The organism is Arthrobacter sp. UYEF20 (genome assembly GCF_040546335.1).
Taxonomy (GTDB): Bacteria; Actinomycetota; Actinomycetes; order Actinomycetales; family Micrococcaceae; genus Arthrobacter.
This window is the reverse complement of record NZ_JBEPNP010000009.1, coordinates 69,877-88,550: the sequence shown is the minus strand read 5'-3', so window position 1 is coordinate 88,550 and position 18,674 is coordinate 69,877. Positions and strand designations below refer to the sequence as shown.

Below are 18,674 nucleotides of genomic sequence, written 5' to 3'. Positions count from 1 at the left end.
GAATCCCATGACTGAATACCGCCGCGTGGGAAATTCCGGACTGACCGTCTCTGTCGTAGGGCTTGGCTGTAACAACCTTGGCCGGTCCAATACGGCCACCGAGTCGCAGGAGGGGACCGACGCCGTCGTACATGCCGCACTGGACGCCGGCATCACCTTCTTCGACGTGGCGGACAACTACGGCCGGGAACCGGGCCTCAGCGAGACGATGCTGGGCAAGGCCCTCGCCGGCCGCCGCGACGACGCCGTCGTTGGCACGAAGTTCGGCATGGACATGAGCGGGACCAACGGCAACGACTTCGGCGCCCGCGGGTCCCGCCGCTACATCATTAAGGCCGCCGAGGCCTCCCTGCGCCGGCTGGGAACGGACTGGATCGACCTGTACCAGTTCCACACGCCGGACCCGCTGACACCCATCGACGAGACGCTGGCAGCCCTGGACGAGCTGGTGACGAGCGGGAAGGTCCGCTACATCGGTCACTCGAACCGGGCCGGCTGGCAGATTGCCGAGGCCGAATTCGTGGCGCGGGCCCGCGGGGGAGCACGCTTCATCTCCAGCCAGAATCACTACAACCTGCTGGACCGCAGCGCCGAACTTGAGGTCACCCCCGCTGCGGAGGCCTACGGACTGGGCGTGCTGCCGTACTTCCCGCTGGCCAACGGCCTGCTGACCGGCAAGTACGCCCCGGGCAAGGCGCCGGCCGGCTCGCGGCTGAGCCACACCCGCACCAACCTCGTCCACGACGCCGACTGGGAGCAGCTGGACAGCTTCAGCGCCTTCGCCCTGGAGCGGGGCCTCAACGAGATCCAGGTCGCTTTCTCTTGGCTTGCGGCCCAGCCCTCCGTCAGCAGCGTCATCGCCGGCGCCACCCGGCCCGAGCAGATCCGGCAGAACGCCGCGGCCGTGGCCTGGATCCCGAGCGCCGCGGAACTGGCAGAACTCGACGACCTCTTCCCGCGGGCGCCGAAGGTCGCCCTGTTCTAAATGGACCGTGAGCCTGCCCTGACGCATTCCGTGCTGATGGACGTCGACACCGGAATCGACGACGCACTGGCCCTCGTGTACCTGCTGTCCCGCCCGGAGGTGCAGATCCAGGCCATCACCTGCACCGCCGGCAACGTGGGCGCCCGCCAGGTGGCGCTGAACAACCTGGCCCTGCTGGAGCTGTGCGGGAGCCCGGGCGTGGAGGTCGCCATCGGTGCCGAGGTGCCCCTGGAGATCCCGCTGGTGACCACCGAGGAAACGCACGGGCCGCAGGGGATCGGCTACGCTGAACTACCGCCGGCCGCCCAGCAGGTCTCGGCCCGGCACGCCGTCGACGTCTGGGTACAGGAAGCCCGGGCACACCCGGGGGAGCTGACCGGGCTCATCACCGGGCCGTTGACCAACTTCGCCCTGGCCCTGCGCCGGGAACCGGAACTGCCGCGGCTGCTCAAGGGCCTGGTCATCATGGGCGGGAGCTTCTACTACCAGGGCAACACCACCCCGACGGCCGAGTGGAACGTCTCGGTGGACCCGCACGCCGCCCGGGAAGTCTTCGCGGCCTACCGCGGCCTGCCCGAGGACAAGCTCCCGCTGGTGTGCGCGCTGGAAACCACGGAGCGGATCGAAATGCGGCCGGAGCACCTGCGCCGGCTCGCGGAGGCCGCCGGCACCGACGGCCCGGAACTGGTCCTGCCGGGCCAGCCCGAGGGGCTCCGCAGCACCTCCAGCAGCCCGCTCGTCGCCTGCCTGTCCGACGCGATCCGGTTCTACCTGGAGTTCCACCGCAGCCACGATCAGGGCTACGTGGCGCACATGCACGATGCCTTCGCGGCCTGCGCCGCCGTCGGCCGCACCGAGCTCACGGCGCGGCTGGCAACAGTCGACGTCGAAACCTCTTCGCCGCTGCTCATCGGCACCACGGTGGCCGACTACCGGGGACTCTGGGGACTGCCGCCCAACGCCCGGATCGTGGCCTCCAACGATCCGGAACAGTGCTTTGATGAGCTGATCTCCTCCGTCGGCGCCCTGGCCCGCCGGCTCGGCGGCCGGTAGCGGGCACTCCCAACGGGCCACTGGCCGGAGCAGGCCCGCCGCTCCGGGCATAGGGTTGTTCACCGCTGATCACTGGGTTAGATTTGGAAATCAGCACGCTTAGTATCTGGCACTTGGCCGGCCCGCTGCAACCCGTCCGTACCAACCGGAGGTGCTCCATTCATGGACGTTCAGATCACACTGCTGGTGGACGGGGTCAAGAGGCCGTTGACCGTGGATACCCGCACGACTCTGTTGGACGCGCTGCGGGACAGGCTCGACGTTACGTCGCCGAAGAAGGGTTGCGATCACGGCCAGTGCGGCGCCTGCACGGTGCTGCTTGAGGGGCGGCGCGTGACCTCCTGCCTGGTGCTCGCCGTAGCGGAGGACGGCGCGGAGGTCACCACGGCCCAGGGACTCGGCGAGGGCGATGAACTGCATCCCGTGCAGGAGGCCTTCCTGGACAGGGACGGGTTCCAGTGCGGGTACTGCACTCCCGGGCAGGTGTGTTCCGCGGTGGGAATGCTGCGGGAAGCCGCTGCGGGACATCCAAGCCACGTCACCGCCGATCTCAACGGACCGGTGGAATTGAACGATGACGAGATTCGCGAACGTATGAGCGGAAACCTCTGCCGATGCGGCGCCTATGTGAACATCGTGGCCGCGATCCGGGACGCCGTGGGGAAAGGCGCCGCGGGGAAAAGTGCCGCTGGAGAGACAGTGCAGAAGGCCGGTGCCAAATCATGATGCCCTTCGACTACCAGCGTGCCGAAGATCCAGCCAGCGCGGTTGCGGAGGTTACCGGACGCCCCGGCGCCAAGTTCCTCGGCGGCGGCACCAACCTTGTGGATCACATGAAGCTCGGCATCGCCAACCCGGATCTGCTGGTGGACGTCAGCAGGCTTCCGCTGGACACCGTTGAAGAACTCGCGGACGGCCGGGTGCGGGTTGGCGCGACGCTCCGTAACAGCGACCTCGCGGCGCACCCACTCATCCGGCAACGCTATCCCGTGCTCGCCGAGGCGCTGCTGGCCGGCGCCTCCGGTCAGCTCCGCAACATGGCCACCACCGGCGGAAATCTGCTCCAGCGCACCCGGTGCGTCTACTTCCAGGATGTGACGACGCCATGCAACAAGCGTGAGCCCGGTTCAGGCTGCTCGGCCCTTGAGGGCTACACCCGGAACCACGCCATCCTTGGCGCCTCGGACAGCTGCGTGGCCGTTCACCCCTCCGATATGGCGGTCGCGATGACCGCACTCGATGCCGAAATCGTGGTCCTGGGACCAGGAGGCGAACGCACTCTCCCGCTGACCGCGTTCCACCGTCTTCCCGGTGACGAGCCGGACCGCGACACAATGCTGGAGCACGGCGAGCTGATCACTGCGGTGGATCTGCCAGCGGGCACTTACAGCCGGTCAGCGTACCGGAAGGTGCGGGACCGCGCGTCGTACGCGTTCGCGCTGGTGTCCGTGGCGGCCGTGATTGCCATGGACGGCGGCGGGACCATCCGCGAAGTGCGCATGGCGCTCGGCGGAGTGGCCCACAAACCCTGGCGCGCAGAACGCGCCGAGGAAATCCTGCGCGGTGCGGAGGCCACGGAGGAGAATTTTCGCACAGCTGCTGAAGCGGAACTGGAATTCGCGGCGGCGCTGCGGGACAACGCCTTCAAAATACCCATGGCCCGCAACGTTATGGTTGCGGTGCTCCGGGATCTCACCGGAAGGCGGAACGATGTCTGAACTGCTCGAATCCAAATCAATCGGCACCAGCCTCCGGCGCCTAGACGGCATAGCGAAAGTGCGGGGCACCGCGCGCTACGCCTTCGAACAACCAGTAGACAACCCCACCTATCTGCACCCCGTCCAGGCGACCATCGCGCGGGGAAAAGTAAGCCGAATCGACACGGCTGAGGCCGAGGCGCTCGACGGCGTGATCGCAGTGATCACCCATCTCAACGCCCCGAAACTGGCCCGGACCGACGACGCGGAGTACACCGTTCTGCAGGGCCCCGACGTCGGCTTCCGCGGCCAGTTCGTCGGCGCCGTGATTGCAGAAACCCCCGAAACCGCGCGCCACGCGGCCTCTCTGGTGACCGTGGGATACGAGACGGCCGAGCACGATGCCCAACTCACCCCGGACCACCCCGGACTGTACGCACCGGAGCACGTCAACGCCGGGTATGAAACGGATACGTCCGCAGGTGACGTCGAGGCCGCACTGGCGGAGGCCGCCGTCGTCATCGATCACACCTACACCACTCCAACCGTGCACAATAATCCGATGGAACCGCACACCACCGTGGCGGTCTGGGACGGCGGGCGCCTGACGCTGTATGACTCCACCCAGGGCGTCCATCCCGTCCGGCAGACTATTGCGCCGATTTTTGGACTGGAGCCTGAAGATGTCCGGGTCATCGCACCTCACGTGGGCGGCGGCTTCGGGTCCAAGGGCCTTCCGCACGCCCACGTAGTGCTTGCCGCACTTGCGGCCAAATGCAGCAACGGCCGGCCGGTGAAGTTCGCGTTGACGCGCCAGCAGATGTTTTCGCTCGCGGGCTACCGGACGCCCACCATCCAGCATGTGCGGTTGGGCGCGCACGACGACGGCCGGCTCACCGCTATCTCACAGGACGTGGTGGAGCAGACCTCCAGGATCAAGGAGTTCGCCGAGCAGACCGCCATCCCCGCACGGATGATGTATGCGGCGCCTAACCGCAGGACCACGCACCGTGTGGCTGCGTTGGATGTCCCGATCCCATCGTGGATGCGTGCGCCCGGCGAATGCCCGGGCATGTTCGGCCCGGAAGTTGCCATGGACGAACTGGCCGAAGCCTGCGGGCTGGACCCCATTGAGCTCCGGGTCCGCAACGAACCGGAAGTTGATCCGGAATCCGGGAGGCCATTCTCCAGCCGCCATTTGCTGGAGTGTTTCAGCGAGGGCGCCGGGCGCTTCGGTTGGGACCAGCGTTCGGCACCGCCGCGGAGCCGGCTGGAGGATGGCTGGCTGGTAGGGCTGGGTGTTGCCAGTGCGACGTATCCGTTCATGCGCATTCCGGGCAACACCGCGCGGATTTCCTTCGATAATGACGGCAGCTACACGGTACAAATCGGTGCAGCGGACTTGGGCACCGGAACCTGGACCACTTTGACCCAGATTGCGGCCGATGCGTTGGACTGTCCGGTGGAGTTGGTACGGCTCGAAATCGGCGATACCTCCCTCCCCGTAGCCAGTGTGGCCGGTGGTTCCTCGGGCACCGCAAGCTGGGGTGGGACAATCATCGCCGCGGCCGATGCTTTCCGGAAAGAGCATGGCGATAATCCTGCATCCGGTGCCGAGACGCAGGCAAAGGCACCGGTGGATCCCGATAATGAGCGCTATGCGATGCACTCCTTCGGCGCCCAGTTCGCTGAAGTCCGCGTGCATGCCGACACCGGCGAGGTCCGGGTGTCCCGGATGCTCGGAGTGTTCTCCGCCGGCCGCATCATCAATCCCCGCACGGCGCGCTCTCAGTTCATCGGCGGAATGACCATGGGAATCGGCATGGCACTCCACGAGGAAAGCGTTATGGATGCCCGGTTTGGCTGCATCATGAACCACGACTTCGCCGAGTACCACATCCCGACCAACGCCGACATCGCCGACGTGGAGGCGATCTGGCTCGACGAAATCGACCATCACGCCGGGCCGCTCGGGGCCAGGGGAATCGGTGAAATCGGCATCGTGGGAGCGGCAGCGGCGATTGCGAATGCCTCCTACAACGCGACAGGAATTCGAATTCGAGAGTTGCCGCTCACCCCGGACAAGTTCCTCTCCTGATCGGCATCCACCTCATCCAACGGGCACTCCGGCGCGACACCCGTTCACAGCACGGTCCGCTGCTCGCTAGGATGGTAGCTGCGCCGAGGTGACATAGGCGGATGTTGCAGCTACCCAGCCGAAGGACCATCCCATGTCACCGCAGTCCCTGACCCTCCCCGGCTCCGGCCCCGGATCTGACCCCTACTCCGGGCACGCGGCCGGCCGACGCCGCCTGCTGGAACTGGCCGGGGCTGCCTCCATCGCGGCCACGTACATCTTCCTTGTCCTCACCCAGCCGGCGGACATCGCCAACGGCCCGGCGAGCTTCTCCGCGCTCGTGGCGCTCGGCGGATTCCTGCTCGGCGCCGTGCTGCTGATCGTCGCCGTGCTGCCGGTCCTCCCTACCTCCACCGTGGTCCTGATGCCGGTGGCGCTGATCTTGAACGTGGTCCTCGGCCAGCTCATGGGCAGCACCGGGCTGCCGTTCTACTTCGACGCGATCGGCACGGTTTTGATCGCCGTCCTGGCCGGTCCCGCTGCCGGTGCCGCCACCGGAGCGCTCAGCAGCGTCGTGTGGTCCTTCTTCAACCCCACCGTCCTGCCCTTCGCCGCCGGCGCAGCCCTGATCGGCTTCCTGGCCGGCGTGGCCGCGCGCAGCGGACTGTTCCGCCGGTTCTACCTGGCACCGGTCGCGGGGTTCATGACCGGCATCCTCGCCGGCGTCGTCTCCGCTCCGATCGCCGCCTTCGTCTTCGGCGGCACGTCCGGCGTGGGCACCGGTGCGATCGTCAGCGCCTTCCGCGCCATGGGCGACACCCTGCTCGCGGCCATCACCAAGCAGGCGCTGATCTCGGACCCGATGGACAAGGCGATCGTCTTCGTAATCGCCGCGCTGCTCGTCTATGCCTTGCCGCGACGCACCACCTTCCAGTTCCCCTTCGTCCGGCGGTTCCGCGTGCTCGCCGGCACGGCCCCGGGAACGCCCGAAGCCTGAGCCGTGCCCGCCGGAAGAACGCGATCCACCCTCCACCCGCTCACGGCGCTGACTGCGGCCGGCTGCGCCGCGGTCATCACGACGGCGGCAGCAAGCTGGCCGCTGTCCGTCGCCGTCGCCCTCGGGGCGGCGCTGCTGGCCGTCCGCGCCGGGGTCGGGACCCGGGTACTGACGGCGGCAGCCGTGATCCTGGCCCCCCTGTGGCTGTCACTCCTGGTCCTGCACGGGCTGTTCTTTCCCGAAGGACACACTGTCCTTGCCGCCTGGGGTCCGGCGCGGGTGACGGCGGAAGGGCTGAGCTTCGCCCTGGAACTGGGTACGCGCACGGCCGCCTGCGTGGTGGTCCTGCTGCTGTTCTCTTGCACGGTCAGTGTTCCTGACCTCGTTGCCGCACTCTCGGCACGGCGGGTGCCGCCGCAGCTTGGCTTCGTCCTGGCATCCACCCTGACGCTGCTGCCGGCCATCGCAGGCAGGCTCGACCGCATCCGGCAGGCGCAGGAAGCCCGCGGCCTGGTCCTCCGCGGCGGGGTGCTGTCCCGGCTCGGGGCCGTCCGGCTGCAGATGGTTCCGCTGGTCCTGGGGCTGATCGAGGACGCCGGCAGCCGTGCCCAGGCCCTAGACGCCCGGGGCTTCGGCAGCACCGGTCCGCGGACCAGCTACCGCGAGGTCGCGGACGCGCCCGGCCAACGGCTGGCCCGGGCCGCAGCCCTGCTGCTCGCTGCCACCGCCGTGGCCCTGCGGTTCGCCGCCTCGTGGCCGGCCGGGTGGACTCCGTGACTGCCGCCGCCTGGCCCGCCCTGGGCGCGAGCGTCGATACCTTCACTTTCCACGGGGATACCGCCCCCGTGTTGCGCGGGCTCGGGCTGGTTGCCACCCCGGGAACGCTGACAGCGGTCCTGGGCGGCTCCGGCAGCGGAAAGACGACGCTGGGAAAACTGCTGGCCGGCTGGCTGCGGCCTGGCCCTGCTGGCAGCCTCCGTGGCAGCCTGCAGCTCGGTGCGACATGCCTGGAGTTCCGCGGCGGCGGGGACGATCCCCGGATCGATTCCGGTGCGTGGGCACGGAGGGTGGGCTTCGTTCCGCAGGACGCCTCCGCCATGCTGTCTTCGGTGCGCTCCACCGTGGCGGAGGAACTCGCCTTCGGGCTCGAGAACCACGGCACGCCGCGGGACCAGATGCTCCGCGAGGTGGCCAGCACGGCCGCGCGCACCGGCCTGGCAGATCTGCTGGACCGGGACCCCGCCACGCTCTCCGGCGGGGAACTGCGGCGCCTTGCCGTGGGATGCGCCGTGATTGCCGGCCCGGAAGTGCTGGTGCTCGACGAGCCGCTGGCCTCCCTCGATCCGTCAGGCGAGGCCCAGATCCGGGAGCTCATCACGGGACTGCTCGACGCCGGCACCGCCGTCGTGCTGCTGAGCCAGACCGCTGACCGGCTGGCCCGTACCGCAGCACACTGGATCATCCTCGACGGCGGCACCGTCACGGCCCGGGGCGCACCTGCGGCGCTGGAGGAAGCGACCGTGCTGGCCCGGGCAGGCATCGTTGTAGCGGACATGCCCTCCCCGCGGGCGCCCCTGAGGGACATGTCCAGCCGCGGGCCAGGCAACACCACCCCGGCTCTGGAGCTGCGCGGCATCGGCTTCGGCTACGCGGACCCGCACGGATCGTCGGGAACCGGGCCGCGGACGGCTGTGCTCCGGGACCTCGAGCTGACGGTCCGGCCGGGGGAGATCATTGCCATCACCGGCCCGAACGGCGCAGGAAAGTCAACCCTGCTGCGCCATTTCAACGGTCTGCTGAGCCCGGACGCCGGGGAGGTCCGGGTTTCCGGGAGCAGCATCGCCGGCATCCCGACCGGCCGGGTTGCCGCGTCCGTGGGGCTGCTGTTCCAGCAGCCGCGGGACCAGCTCTTTGAACGGACGGTTCGCCGGGAGGTGAGCTTCGGGCTCCGCAAGCTGTTCGGAGCGGAGCGGGCCGCAACCCGCGCGGAAGCGGCGCTGGCCGCCGTCGGACTGGCCGATGCTGCGGAGACCCACCCGGCGGAGCTGCCGGCCTCACTCCAGCGGATGCTTGCCCTCGCCACGGTGCTGGCCCGCGAACCGGCCGTGCTGGCCCTGGACGAGCCCACCGTGGGGCTGGACCGGTACGGGCTTGAGCGGCTGCGGCAGGCCATCGAGGACACGACGGCCCGGGGCGGCGCGGTTGTGCTGGTCACTCACGACCTCAGCTACGCGCGTGCCCGCGCACACCGCATCCTGCGGCTCGACGGCGGCAGGCTGCGCGAGATCTGACGCACGACGGCGCGGCGGCGCTGGCGCCAGGACAGTGACTGCGGCGGCACCAAACGCGCCGGCACCCCCGTCCGCACTGGCAATCAACAGTACGGACGGGGGTGCCGGCGGTCAAAGCCGGGGGCCGATCAGGCAGCCGGCCCGGACGCCACGCCGGCGGCCAGGAACTTCCTGCCGTTGACCCGTTCGGAGGCCCCCACCCGGTCCAGGTAAGGTGTGATGCCGCCGAGGAACATCGGCCAGCCCGCGCCGAGGATCATGCACAGGTCGATGTCTTCGGGGCCGGCCACGACGCCCTCGTCCAGCATCAGGCCGATTTCCTCTGCCAGCGCGTCCTGTGTCCGGCGCAGCACGTCCTCGCCGGTGGACGGGCTGGTGCCGAAGGACAGCAGCGCCAGGGTTTCGGCCGGAAGGAACAGCCTGCCGTCCGGGCCCTTTTCGGGTGTCCCATTCTGCACGGCCCAGATGGACTTCACGCCGTTGTCGATCAGCGTCTGCAGGTTCTGGGACACCGGGAAACGGTCGCCGAAGGCGGTGTGCAGGGATTCCTGGACATGCTGCGCCACCGGCAGGCCCACCATGGCACCGAGGACGAAGGGCGTCATCGGCAGGCCCATCGGGCGCAGCGCATTGTCCGCCACCCCGGCGGGCGTGCCCTCGTCGAAGGCCGCCGTCACTTCGCCCATCAGGCGCAGCAGGAGGCGGTTGACCACGAACGCCGGGGCGTCCTTGACCAGCACCGCGGACTTCTTGAGGCCCTTCGCGAGCTCAAACGCCGTGGCCAGCACGGCGTCGTCGGTTCCGGGCGCCCGGACGATCTCCAGCAGCGGCATCACGGCCACCGGGTTGAAGAAGTGGAAACCCACGAGCCGTTCCGGGTGCTCGAGGTCTTCGGCCATGGCGGTGACGGACAGTGAGGAGGTGTTGGTGGCGAGGATGCACTCGGGGGAGACGATCGCCTCGACCTCCTTGAAGACCTGCTTCTTCACGTTCAGCTCTTCAAAGACGGCTTCGATCACGAAGTCGGCGTCGGCGAAGGCCTCCTTGGACACGGAGCCGGTCACCAGTGCCCGGGTCCGGTTGGCGGCGTCGGGGCTGATCCGTTTCTTGGCCAGGAGCGTGTCTACCTCGGCGTGGACGTACCCCACGCCCTTGTCCACCCTGGCCTGGTCGATGTCCGTCATGACCACGGGCACCTTGAGCTGGCGGGCGAAGAGCAGCGCGAGCTGGCTTGCCATCAGCCCGGCGCCCACGACGCCGATCTTGGTCACCGGGCGGGCGAGCTTGCGGTCCGGGGCGCCGGCGGGGCGTTTGGAGCGCTTCTGCACGAGGTCCAGGAAGGCGTAGACGGTGGAACGGAACTCGTCGGTCTGCATGAGGTCCGCGAGCGTCTCGCATTCGAGCTCCGCGGATTCCGCCTGAGTCAGGGTGCGGTTGGCTTCCATCGCGTCCAGGACCTTCGCCGGTGCCGGGGAGGCGTTGGAGGTCTTGGCTTCCACGAAGGCGCGGCCGGCGGCGACGGCGTCCGCCCAGCGGGCGGCGACCTCCGGAGCGGCGGGGTCGACGGCGTTGGCCCGCTCCGGCGTCACGGCACCGGAGATGACCTTCGCGGCCCAGGCGACGGACTGTTCGATGAAGTCGGCGGGCTCGAAGATCGCGTCGGCCATGCCCAGCTGGTAGGCCTGCGGCCCGGTGAGGGTGCGGTTGTTGCTCAGCGGGTTCTCGATCATCACCTTAAGGGCGTTCTCGGGGCCGATGAGCCGCGGCAGGAGGTACACGCCGCCCCAGCCGGGGATCAGGCCGATGAACGCCTCGGGCAACGCCAGTGCGCCGGCGCCGGTGGACACGGTGCGGTAGGTGGACTGGAGCGCGATCTCCAGCCCGCCGCCCAGGGCGACACCGTTGATGAAGGCGAAGCTGGGGACGCCGAGGTTTGCCAGGGTGGAGTAAACCTCGTGGCCCAGCTGGGCCATCCAGAGCCCGTGTTCGCGGCCGCTGATGGACTTGACCGTGGACAGGTCCGCGCCGGCCACCAGGAAGTACGGCTTGCCGGTGACGCCGACGCCGGCGATCTCGCCGCGGGCGGCGCGTTCCTTCAGCCCCTCCAGGACGAGGCCGAGTTCGATCAGGGTGTTGGGCCCCAGGGTGGTCGGCTTGGAGTGGTCCAGCCCGTTGTCCAGGGTGATCAGCGCGAAGGTGCCGGGGCTGGTGCCGTCAGTCGTCTTCCCACCTGCGGCGGGCAGCTGGATGTCCTGGACATAGGAGTGGGTGACCGTCTCGTTCGGAAAGAGATCGGCAAGCTTGCGGAAATCGGCGGCGCTCATGCTGCGGCTCCAGTCTCGGTGGTGGTGGCTGGTTCAAAGGCAGTGCCGTACTCGGCGTGGTGCGGGTTTTCCCAGATGACGGTGGCGCCCATGCCCAGCCCGATGCACATCGTGGTCATGCCGAAGCGGACCGAGGGGTCCTCCTCGAACTGGCGGGCCAGCTGGTTCATCAGCCGCACGCCCGAGGAGGCGAGCGGGTGTCCGACGGCGATCGCGCCGCCGTAGCGGTTGACCCGGGGGTCGTCGTCGGCGATGCCGAAGTGGTCCAGGAAGCTGAGCACCTGGACGGCGAAGGCCTCGTTGATCTCGAAGAGGCCGATGTCCCCGATGCCGATGCCGGCGTTCTTGAGGGCCTTTTCGGTGGCGGGAACCGGGCCGATGCCCATCACCTCGGGTTCCACGCCGGCAAAGGCGTAGCTGACCAGGCGCATGCGGACCGGCAGGCCCAGCTCTTCGGCGGCCTCGGCGGAAGCCAGCAGGGCCGCCGTCGCGCCGTCGTTGAGGCCGGCGGCGTTGCCGGCGGTGACCCGGCCGTGGGCCCGGAAAGGGGTCTTGAGCGCGGCGAGGTCATCCAGCGTCGTTCCCGGCCGCGGCGGCTCGTCCACGGTGTTCACGGTCCAGCCCTGGCCGGGCTTCATCGTGGCGACCGGCACCAGGTCCGGCTGGATCTGGCCGTTTGCGTAGGCGGCGGCCAGCTTGTCCTGGGAGGCGACGGCGTACGCGTCGGCGCGGTCCCTGGTGATGGCCGGGAAACGGTCGTGCAGGTTCTCGGCGGTGTTGCCCATGTTCAGGGCCGCCGGGTCCACGATCCGTTCGGACATGAACCGCGGGTTGGGGTCCGCGCCGGCGCCCATGGGGTGGTTGCCCATGTGCTCGACGCCGCCGGCAATCACGATGTCGTAGGCGCCGAAGCCGATGCCGCTCGCCGTCGTGGTCACGGCGGTCATCGCGCCGGCGCACATCCGGTCGATCGCGAAGCCGGGCACCGTGCGGGGCAGCCCGGCCAGCAGGGCGGCGGTGCGGCCGATGGTCAGGCCCTGGTCGCCGGTCTGCGTCGTGGCCGCGATGGCAACCTCGTCGATGCGTTCAGCGGGCAGGGACGGGTTGCGGCACATCAGTTCCCGGATGCACTTGACCACCAGGTCATCGGCGCGGGTTCCGGCGTAGAGGCCCTTCTCGCCGGCGCGGCCGAACGGCGTGCGGACGCCGTCGACGAAGACGATATCGCGGACGGTGCGGGGACCCGCGGTGCGGGGATTCGCGCTGCTGGGTTTTCCGCTGCTGCGGGCTTCTCTGCTCGGGTCTTGGCTCACGTGTGACTCCTCATTGAGACATGGATGCCGGATCCGCGCCGTTGGCGAAACAGCCACAGGCAGCGTGGATCCGGGCGACATCATTCAACAGGTTACTCGTCAGTAACATTGCCGGCAAGGAGCGTGCGGAATGCCCGTCAGGAGGCCGTGTCCGCCGCCGCTTCGGCTGCGGCCCTGGGTTCCTTCACCGGCAGCGGCTCGGGGTGCAGGAAGGCCTCGGTGATCAGCGGTGCGGTGAGTTCGATCTGCCACTGGCGTGCCCCGAGGTTCTGGAGTTCCTCGGCGATGCCTTCCTCGCTGGGCTCGACCGGCGGACGCCACGTCACCCGCCGCAGGTAGTCGGGGGTCAGCAGGTTCTCCACGGGCAGGTTCAGTTCCTCGGCCTTGGCCTGCAGCTTCGGCCGGGCGGTGGCCAGCCGTGCCGCGGCCTCAGGGTCCCGGTCGGCCCAGACGCGCGGCGGCGGGGGAGCGTTGGTGGGCAGGTGCAGGGGCGGAAGCTCCTCGAGGCTCCTGGCGGTGCTGATGCAGCGCAGCCACCGCGGCGCCTCGCGCTGGGCAGCGCGGCCATGGAATCCCTTCGTGCCGAGCAGTTGCGGCACGGTGGTGGGCATCGCCTTGGCCGCGGCCACGAGGGCGGAGTCCGGGATGAGCCGGCCCGGGGCGACGTCGCGCTTCTGCGCCAGCGAGTCGCGTTCCAGCCAGAGTTCACGGACCGCGGCCAGCTGGCGCCGGTCCCGGATCTGGTGGAGGCCGGAGGTCTTGCGCCAGGGGTCGACGCGGGGCAGGGCCTGGCCGGCCTCGAGGATGGCGGCGAACTCCTGTTTGGCGAAGTCCAGTTTTCCGTCGGCCACGAGGAGCTCAATGAGTTCCTCGCGCAGCTCGGCCAGGACCTCGACGTCGAGGGCAGCGTAGCGCAGCCAGGGTTCCGGGAGCGGGCGGGTGGACCAGTCGGCCGCGGAGTGTTCCTTCGCGAGGCCGAAGCCCAGGAGCTGTTCGATCACGGCGGCGAGGCCCACCCGCGGCAGTCCGGCGAGCCGGGCGGCGAGTTCGGTGTCAAAGAGTTTGTCCGGCCACATGCCGAGCTCGGACAGGCAAGGCAGGTCCTGGCTGGCCGCGTGCAGGATCCATTCGACCCCCTTGAGGGCCTCGTTGACGATCCGCAGGTCCCCGAAGGCTTCCGGGTCGATCAGCCAGGTGCCCGAGCCTTCACGGCGGATCTGCACCAGGAAGGCGCGCTGGCCGTAGCGGAAGCCGGAGGCACGTTCGGCATCCACTCCCGCGGGGCCTTGGCCTGCGGCAAGAGCCGCAGCGCAGCGTTCCAGGCCGGACTGGGTTTCGATCACCAGCGGCACGCCGTCGCGGGGGGCATCGAGGTCGATCACCTCGGGGACCAGGCTGTCGAAGCCCTCCACGGTGATATGGGCTGTGATGTCAGCGGCCTCTGTCTTACTTGGAACGGCTGCCTTACTTTGAACGGCGCCGGCCGTGGTGATTTCCGGTATTTGAGGGGTCATGGTGACTTCAGTTTACCGACAAGTTACCGGCAACACGGCGTTGCGGACCGCGCATTCGGCAAAAACCGGGCCGATTCGGCGCGGGCTCATGACGGCTCCCGCCGTCGGTGCGGCAGCGGGGTGACGCCGTCGGGCAGCGGTGGGAGCCCCGCGAAGGTGCAGACCATGTCAGACCATGCCTCCAGGTGTGAGGTGATGTCCGGGCTGGCCGGGGTCCAGGAGGCGCGGAGTTCGATGTCGATCGAATTGGGCCGGTCGGAGAGGGTGCCAAAGCTTTCAGAGAGCACCCTCGTTGCGGTGCCGCCGGCCGAACGGTAGGACGCGGCGTGGTTGTCGAGTGCTTCCACGAGCCAGGTCCAGGCGACCGAGCCGAGCATTTCGTCGTTGCCCATCTCGGGCTCGAGCTGGGCGCGGATGTAGGTCACCACCCTGAACTCCCCGTCCCAGACGGCGGAGCCGTCGGGATCGTGGAGCAGGATGAAGCGGCCGGTGGCCAGTTCGACGTCGTCACTCCCGGAAGCGGGTTCCAGTGCCGCCGCTGCCGGACCGTGGACGGCGCCGGCGCCTGCCGCCTCTCCCGGGGCAATGACTTCTGCTCCCAGTGCCACTGCGAAGGGTGCCAGCCGTGAGGGCGCCGGAATCTCCTCCAGGTGCAGCTCACTGCGGCACCGTGCTTGGCGAAGGGTCCCCAAGGCGAAGAGAAAATCTGCCGGAACCTCGTCTAGTGCGTTCACAATGGAAGATTATGCAACGCGGGCTTCGAAGCCCGGCAGGCTCGCCGCCGGCCGGGCGGAAGCCGCCGGGCCGGGCGGAAGCCGGCGGGCCGGACTAGCCGGCAGCGAGTTCGCGCTTGATGGCCGCGATAAAGGAGTCAACGTCGTCCTCGGTGGTGTCGAAGGAGCACATCCAGCGGACCTCGCGGGCCGCCTCATTCCAGTCGTAGAAGCGGAAGGACGTGCGCAGCCGGTCAGCCACACCGGCAGGCAGGATCGCGAAGACTCCGTTGGATTCGGTCTTCTGGCTCAGCTCGACGCCCGGGATCGACTCGACGCCGGCGCGAAGCCGGGCCGCCATCGCGTTGGCGTGCGAGGCCGAGCGCAGCCACAGGTCACCTTCGAGCAGGGCGATGAACTGGGCGGACATGAACCGCATCTTGGAAGCCAGCTGCATGTTCATCTTGCGCAGGTAAATCAGGCCGTGGGCCGCTTCCGGGTTCAGCGCCACCACCACCTCGCCGAAGAGCAGCCCGTTCTTGGTGCCGCCGAAGGAGAGGATGTCCACGCCGGCGTCGCGGGTGAAGGCCCGCAGCGGCACCTCAAGGTGCGCGGCGGCGTTGGCCAGCCGGGCGCCGTCCATGTGCAGCTTCATGCCCTTGGAGTGGACATGTTCCGCGATGGCCCGGACTTCCTCCGGCGTGTAGCACGTGCCGAGTTCGGTGGTCTGCGTTATGGACACCGCGAGCGGCTGGGCCCGGTGCTCGTCGCCCCAGCCCCAGGCTTCCTGGTCGATCAATTCGGGGGTGAGCTTGCCGTCCGCCGTGCGGACCTGGAGCAGCTTGATCCCGCCGATCCGCTCCGGGGCGCCGTTCTCGTCCATGTTGATGTGAGCCGTCGAGGCGCAGATGACCGCCCCCCAGCGCGGCAGCAGCGACTGCAGCGACAGCACGTTGGCGCCGGTGCCGTTGAAGACCGGGAAGCATTCGATCCCCTCGCCGAAGTGCCCTTCCATCAGCTGCTGCAGCCGGGCGGTGTAGTCGTCCTCGCCGTAAGAGACCTGGTGTCCCTCGTTGGCGGCGGCCAGCGCGGCCAGCACCTCGGGATGGACGCCGGAGTAGTTGTCCGAGGCAAAGCCCCGGACGGACGGGTCATGGAGCCGCACCGCAGTGCTGGCAGGGGCATTTTCAACTGTGCTGGTCATCGGTTTGCTCACACTTTCAGTCTAAGGAGGTCGGGCCGGAACGCTCAGGTCAGCGGGTTCAGCGGTTCAGCAGCAGGCGCTGGCCGTTCAGCTCCGCCGCAGGGGTGGTGAAGAGCCCGGCGACGGCGGCGGCCAGCTCCTCCACATCGGTGAAGCCCGGGAACTTCCGCTCGGGGGAGTTGGCCCGCATGCCCGGGTCGACGAGCGCCTTGATCACGAACACGACGGCGGCGCTGCGCTGCTCCACCGGATTGCCGGAACTGCCCGGAACTGCTGTACTGCCCGGAACTGCTGGGCTGCCCGGGTCTGCTGTACTGCCGGAGCGGGCGGCCGCCTGGTCCCGGCGGAAGCCGTCAGCCACCGCAAGGGTCCACGCCTCGGCCGCGGCCTTGGCCGCCACATAGCTGGCGGTGGCCGCCGTCGGGGTGCCGACGGCGGTGGAGGAGACCATGGCGAAGCGGCCACTGTCCGAGGCCGCGAGGTCGTCGTAGAAGACCCGGGTGACGTTCCGCAGCGTGGTGATGGCGCCGCGTTCCAAAAAGTCCCAGTCCTCGTCGCTCTGGTCGGTGATGCCCTTCGCGCCGCGCCAGCCGCCCACCAGGTGCACGACGCCGTCGACGGCCCCCACCTTCGCGGCGATGGTGGCGTGCAGCGCCCGGACGTCGGCAAGGGACGCGAGGTCGCACACGAGCGGCGTGACGCCGGTGCCGGCCGCCGCGGCGGCGGCCTCGATCCGGGGCCCGTCGGAGCCGACCGTGAAGACTGTATGCCCGGCGTCGTGCAGGGCGCGCGCCGTGGCGATCCCGGACGGCCCGCTGCCGCCCGTGACCACCACGTTCAGGGCGTGTCCAGCACTCATCCGGCGCTCATGTCAGTGATTGCCGTGCCGGCTGCTGTGCCGGCGGGGGAGCCGGTGTCCCTGCCGGTGTCTGAGGACCCCGTAATGCCGGCGGTCGATTCGATGACCGGCCGCATCTTCTTCTCCAGCGCCTCGTAGAACATGGACAGCGGGAACTCGTCGTCGAGCACCTGGTCCGTGAGGCCGCGCGGCGGGCCGTCCAGCGGGAGCGCGCCGGGGCCCTTGGCCCAGACGGAGGCCGGGTTGGGCGTGACGGTCGCCGAGATCAGCTCGTAGGCGGCCAGCCAGTGCGCCATCTTGGGCCGGTCGATAGAGCGCCAGTACAGTTCCTCGATCTTCGCGCCGAGTTCAACCACGACGTCGGCAGCCTCGTCCCAGTCGATGCTGAGCTTGCTGTCGGTCCAGTGCAGGACGTGGTGCTGGTGCATCCAGGCGAAGAGCAGTTGCCCGCCGAGGCCGTCGTAGTTGCGGACGCGGCTGCCGGTGATGGCGAAGCGGAAGATCCGGTCGAAGATGACGGCGTACTGGACGAGCTTGGCGTGCCGGCGTGCCTCCGGGTCCGCGTCCTCGTCCTTCTCGATCTTCACGGATTCGCGGAAGGCGGTCAGGTCGCAGCGCAGTTCCTCGAGGGAGTAGAGGAAGAACGGCATGCGCTGCTTGATCATGAACGGATCGAAGGGCAGATCGCCGCGCATGTGGGTGCGGTCGTGGATGAGGTCCCACATCACGAAGGTTTCCTGCGTCAGCTCCTGGTCCTCAAGCAGGGCCGCCGCGTCCTCGGGCAGCTGCAGGGAGGTGATGTCCGCCGCGGCGCGGAGCACGCGGCGGAAACGGGCCGCCTCGCGGTCCGCGAAGATGGCGCCCCAGGTGAAGGTGGGGGTTTCCCGGACCGCGACGGATTCGGGGAACAGCACCGCGGAGTTGGTGTTGTAGCCGGGGGTGAAGTCCAGGAAGCGGATCGGGACGAAGAGCTTGTTGGAGTATTCGCCCTCTTCCAGCCCGGCGATGAACTCGGGCCAGATGACCTCGATCAGCACGGCTTCGACCAGGCGGTTGCTGCTGCCGTTCTGGGTGTACATCGGGAAGACCACGAGATGCTGCAGGCCGTTGACCCGATGCTGCTGCGGCTGGAAGGCCTGCAGGGAGTCCAGGAAGTCCGGGACGCCGAACCCGGCGTCGGCCCAGCGGCCGAAGTCGCTGACGAGGAGGTCGAGGTATTCGGCGTCGTGCGGGAAGGCGGGGGAGAGGGCCCTGATCGCTGCAGTGATGGTTTCGACATGACCGGCCGCGGCCGCATGGTCGGCAGCCTCGGGCACGGATCCGTCCTGCACCTGGAGGCCCTGCAGCGCGGTGGCCGCAGCCTTGAGCCGCAGCCAGTCCGGGGAGTTGGAAGTGATGGGGGCGGTGGCGGTGATAGCGGTAGTAGTCATCGTCAGCAGGCGCCTTTCTGTGTGCCGTGAGCATCGCTCGTCAGTATCTATGGCGAGCGTAGCAAGCAAACAGCAGCCCTAATGCAAAAATGCCTCGAGCATAAGAAACTCTGTGGCAATCGGGCCGGGGAGCCCGTCCCAGCCAAAGCCCGGGCGGGGCTGAACTGACCGGGCCGAACTGACCGGGCTGAACTGACCGGGCTGAACTGACCGGGCT

At 68.8% G+C, this 18,674-nt stretch carries 15 protein-coding genes; 8 read left to right on the top strand and 7 right to left on the bottom strand.

Annotated elements, in window-relative coordinates; genetic code table 11:
- Positions 1 to 7 precede the first annotated feature (7 nt).
- From ABIB26_RS12020 to ABIB26_RS11985, 8 genes are all read left to right on the top strand, one after another.
- Complete coding sequence (locus tag ABIB26_RS12020) at positions 8 to 985, top strand: aldo/keto reductase (RefSeq protein ID WP_354243089.1); 978 nt, start codon at positions 8 to 10, stop codon at positions 983 to 985.
- Positions 986 to 2,038 carry a nucleoside hydrolase gene (locus ABIB26_RS12015; protein WP_354243087.1) on the top strand — a complete coding sequence of 351 codons (1,053 nt, stop codon included), beginning with the start codon at positions 986 to 988 and terminating at the stop codon, positions 2,036 to 2,038.
- Between the two features lie 162 nt (positions 2,039 to 2,200).
- A complete protein-coding gene (locus ABIB26_RS12010) occupies positions 2,201 to 2,764 on the top strand; it encodes a 2Fe-2S iron-sulfur cluster-binding protein (protein ID WP_354243084.1) in 564 nt (187 codons plus the stop codon).
- Complete coding sequence (locus ABIB26_RS12005) at positions 2,761 to 3,756, top strand: FAD binding domain-containing protein (protein WP_354243081.1); 996 nt, start codon at positions 2,761 to 2,763, stop codon at positions 3,754 to 3,756. Before ABIB26_RS12010 ends, ABIB26_RS12005 begins: the two co-directional genes overlap by 4 nt.
- Positions 3,749 to 5,833 (top strand): xanthine dehydrogenase family protein molybdopterin-binding subunit, encoded by a 2,085-nt coding sequence (locus tag ABIB26_RS12000; protein ID WP_354243079.1) that lies wholly within the window; start codon positions 3,749 to 3,751, stop codon positions 5,831 to 5,833. The genes ABIB26_RS12005 and ABIB26_RS12000 overlap by 8 nt, the downstream gene beginning before the upstream one ends.
- A gap of 133 nt (positions 5,834 to 5,966) precedes the next feature.
- Positions 5,967 to 6,809, top strand: coding sequence for an ECF transporter S component (locus ABIB26_RS11995; RefSeq protein WP_354243076.1), 843 nt, complete (start codon positions 5,967 to 5,969; stop codon positions 6,807 to 6,809).
- A gap of 3 nt (positions 6,810 to 6,812) precedes the next feature.
- Positions 6,813 to 7,586, top strand: a complete 774-nt coding sequence (locus ABIB26_RS11990; RefSeq protein WP_354243073.1) for an energy-coupling factor transporter transmembrane component T — start codon at positions 6,813 to 6,815, stop codon at positions 7,584 to 7,586.
- The gene (locus tag ABIB26_RS11985) at positions 7,583 to 9,100 is read left to right on the top strand and encodes an ABC transporter ATP-binding protein (protein ID WP_354243070.1); all 1,518 of its coding nucleotides are present in this window, start codon (positions 7,583 to 7,585) and stop codon (positions 9,098 to 9,100) included. The genes ABIB26_RS11990 and ABIB26_RS11985 overlap by 4 nt, the downstream gene beginning before the upstream one ends.
- Positions 9,101 to 9,228: 128 nt before the next feature.
- On the opposite strand, the gene ABIB26_RS11980 is transcribed toward ABIB26_RS11985, so the two are convergent.
- From ABIB26_RS11980 to ABIB26_RS11950, 7 genes are all read right to left on the bottom strand, one after another.
- Positions 9,229 to 11,424, bottom strand: a complete 2,196-nt coding sequence (locus ABIB26_RS11980; RefSeq protein WP_354243067.1) for a 3-hydroxyacyl-CoA dehydrogenase NAD-binding domain-containing protein — start codon at positions 11,422 to 11,424, stop codon at positions 9,229 to 9,231.
- Entirely contained in the window at positions 11,421 to 12,647 is a 1,227-nt protein-coding gene (locus tag ABIB26_RS11975) for a thiolase family protein (RefSeq protein ID WP_354243303.1), read from the bottom strand. The genes ABIB26_RS11980 and ABIB26_RS11975 overlap by 4 nt, the downstream gene beginning before the upstream one ends.
- A gap of 227 nt (positions 12,648 to 12,874) precedes the next feature.
- Positions 12,875 to 14,251: an HRDC domain-containing protein gene (locus ABIB26_RS11970; protein WP_354243064.1), complete on the bottom strand. Its 1,377-nt coding sequence runs from the start codon at positions 14,249 to 14,251 to the stop codon at positions 12,875 to 12,877.
- An 86-nt stretch (positions 14,252 to 14,337) separates the two neighbouring features.
- Positions 14,338 to 14,988, bottom strand: a complete 651-nt coding sequence (locus tag ABIB26_RS11965; RefSeq protein ID WP_354243301.1) for a DUF3000 domain-containing protein — start codon at positions 14,986 to 14,988, stop codon at positions 14,338 to 14,340.
- 91 nt (positions 14,989 to 15,079) lie between these two features.
- Entirely contained in the window at positions 15,080 to 16,168 is a 1,089-nt protein-coding gene (locus ABIB26_RS11960; RefSeq protein WP_354243298.1) for a threonine aldolase family protein, read from the bottom strand.
- 58 nt (positions 16,169 to 16,226) lie between these two features.
- Positions 16,227 to 17,027: an SDR family oxidoreductase gene (locus ABIB26_RS11955; RefSeq protein WP_354243062.1), complete on the bottom strand. Its 801-nt coding sequence runs from the start codon at positions 17,025 to 17,027 to the stop codon at positions 16,227 to 16,229.
- Positions 17,024 to 18,457: a DUF6421 family protein gene (locus ABIB26_RS11950; protein ID WP_354243059.1), complete on the bottom strand. Its 1,434-nt coding sequence runs from the start codon at positions 18,455 to 18,457 to the stop codon at positions 17,024 to 17,026. The genes ABIB26_RS11955 and ABIB26_RS11950 overlap by 4 nt, the downstream gene beginning before the upstream one ends.
- Between the last annotated feature and the right edge of the window lie 217 nt (positions 18,458 to 18,674).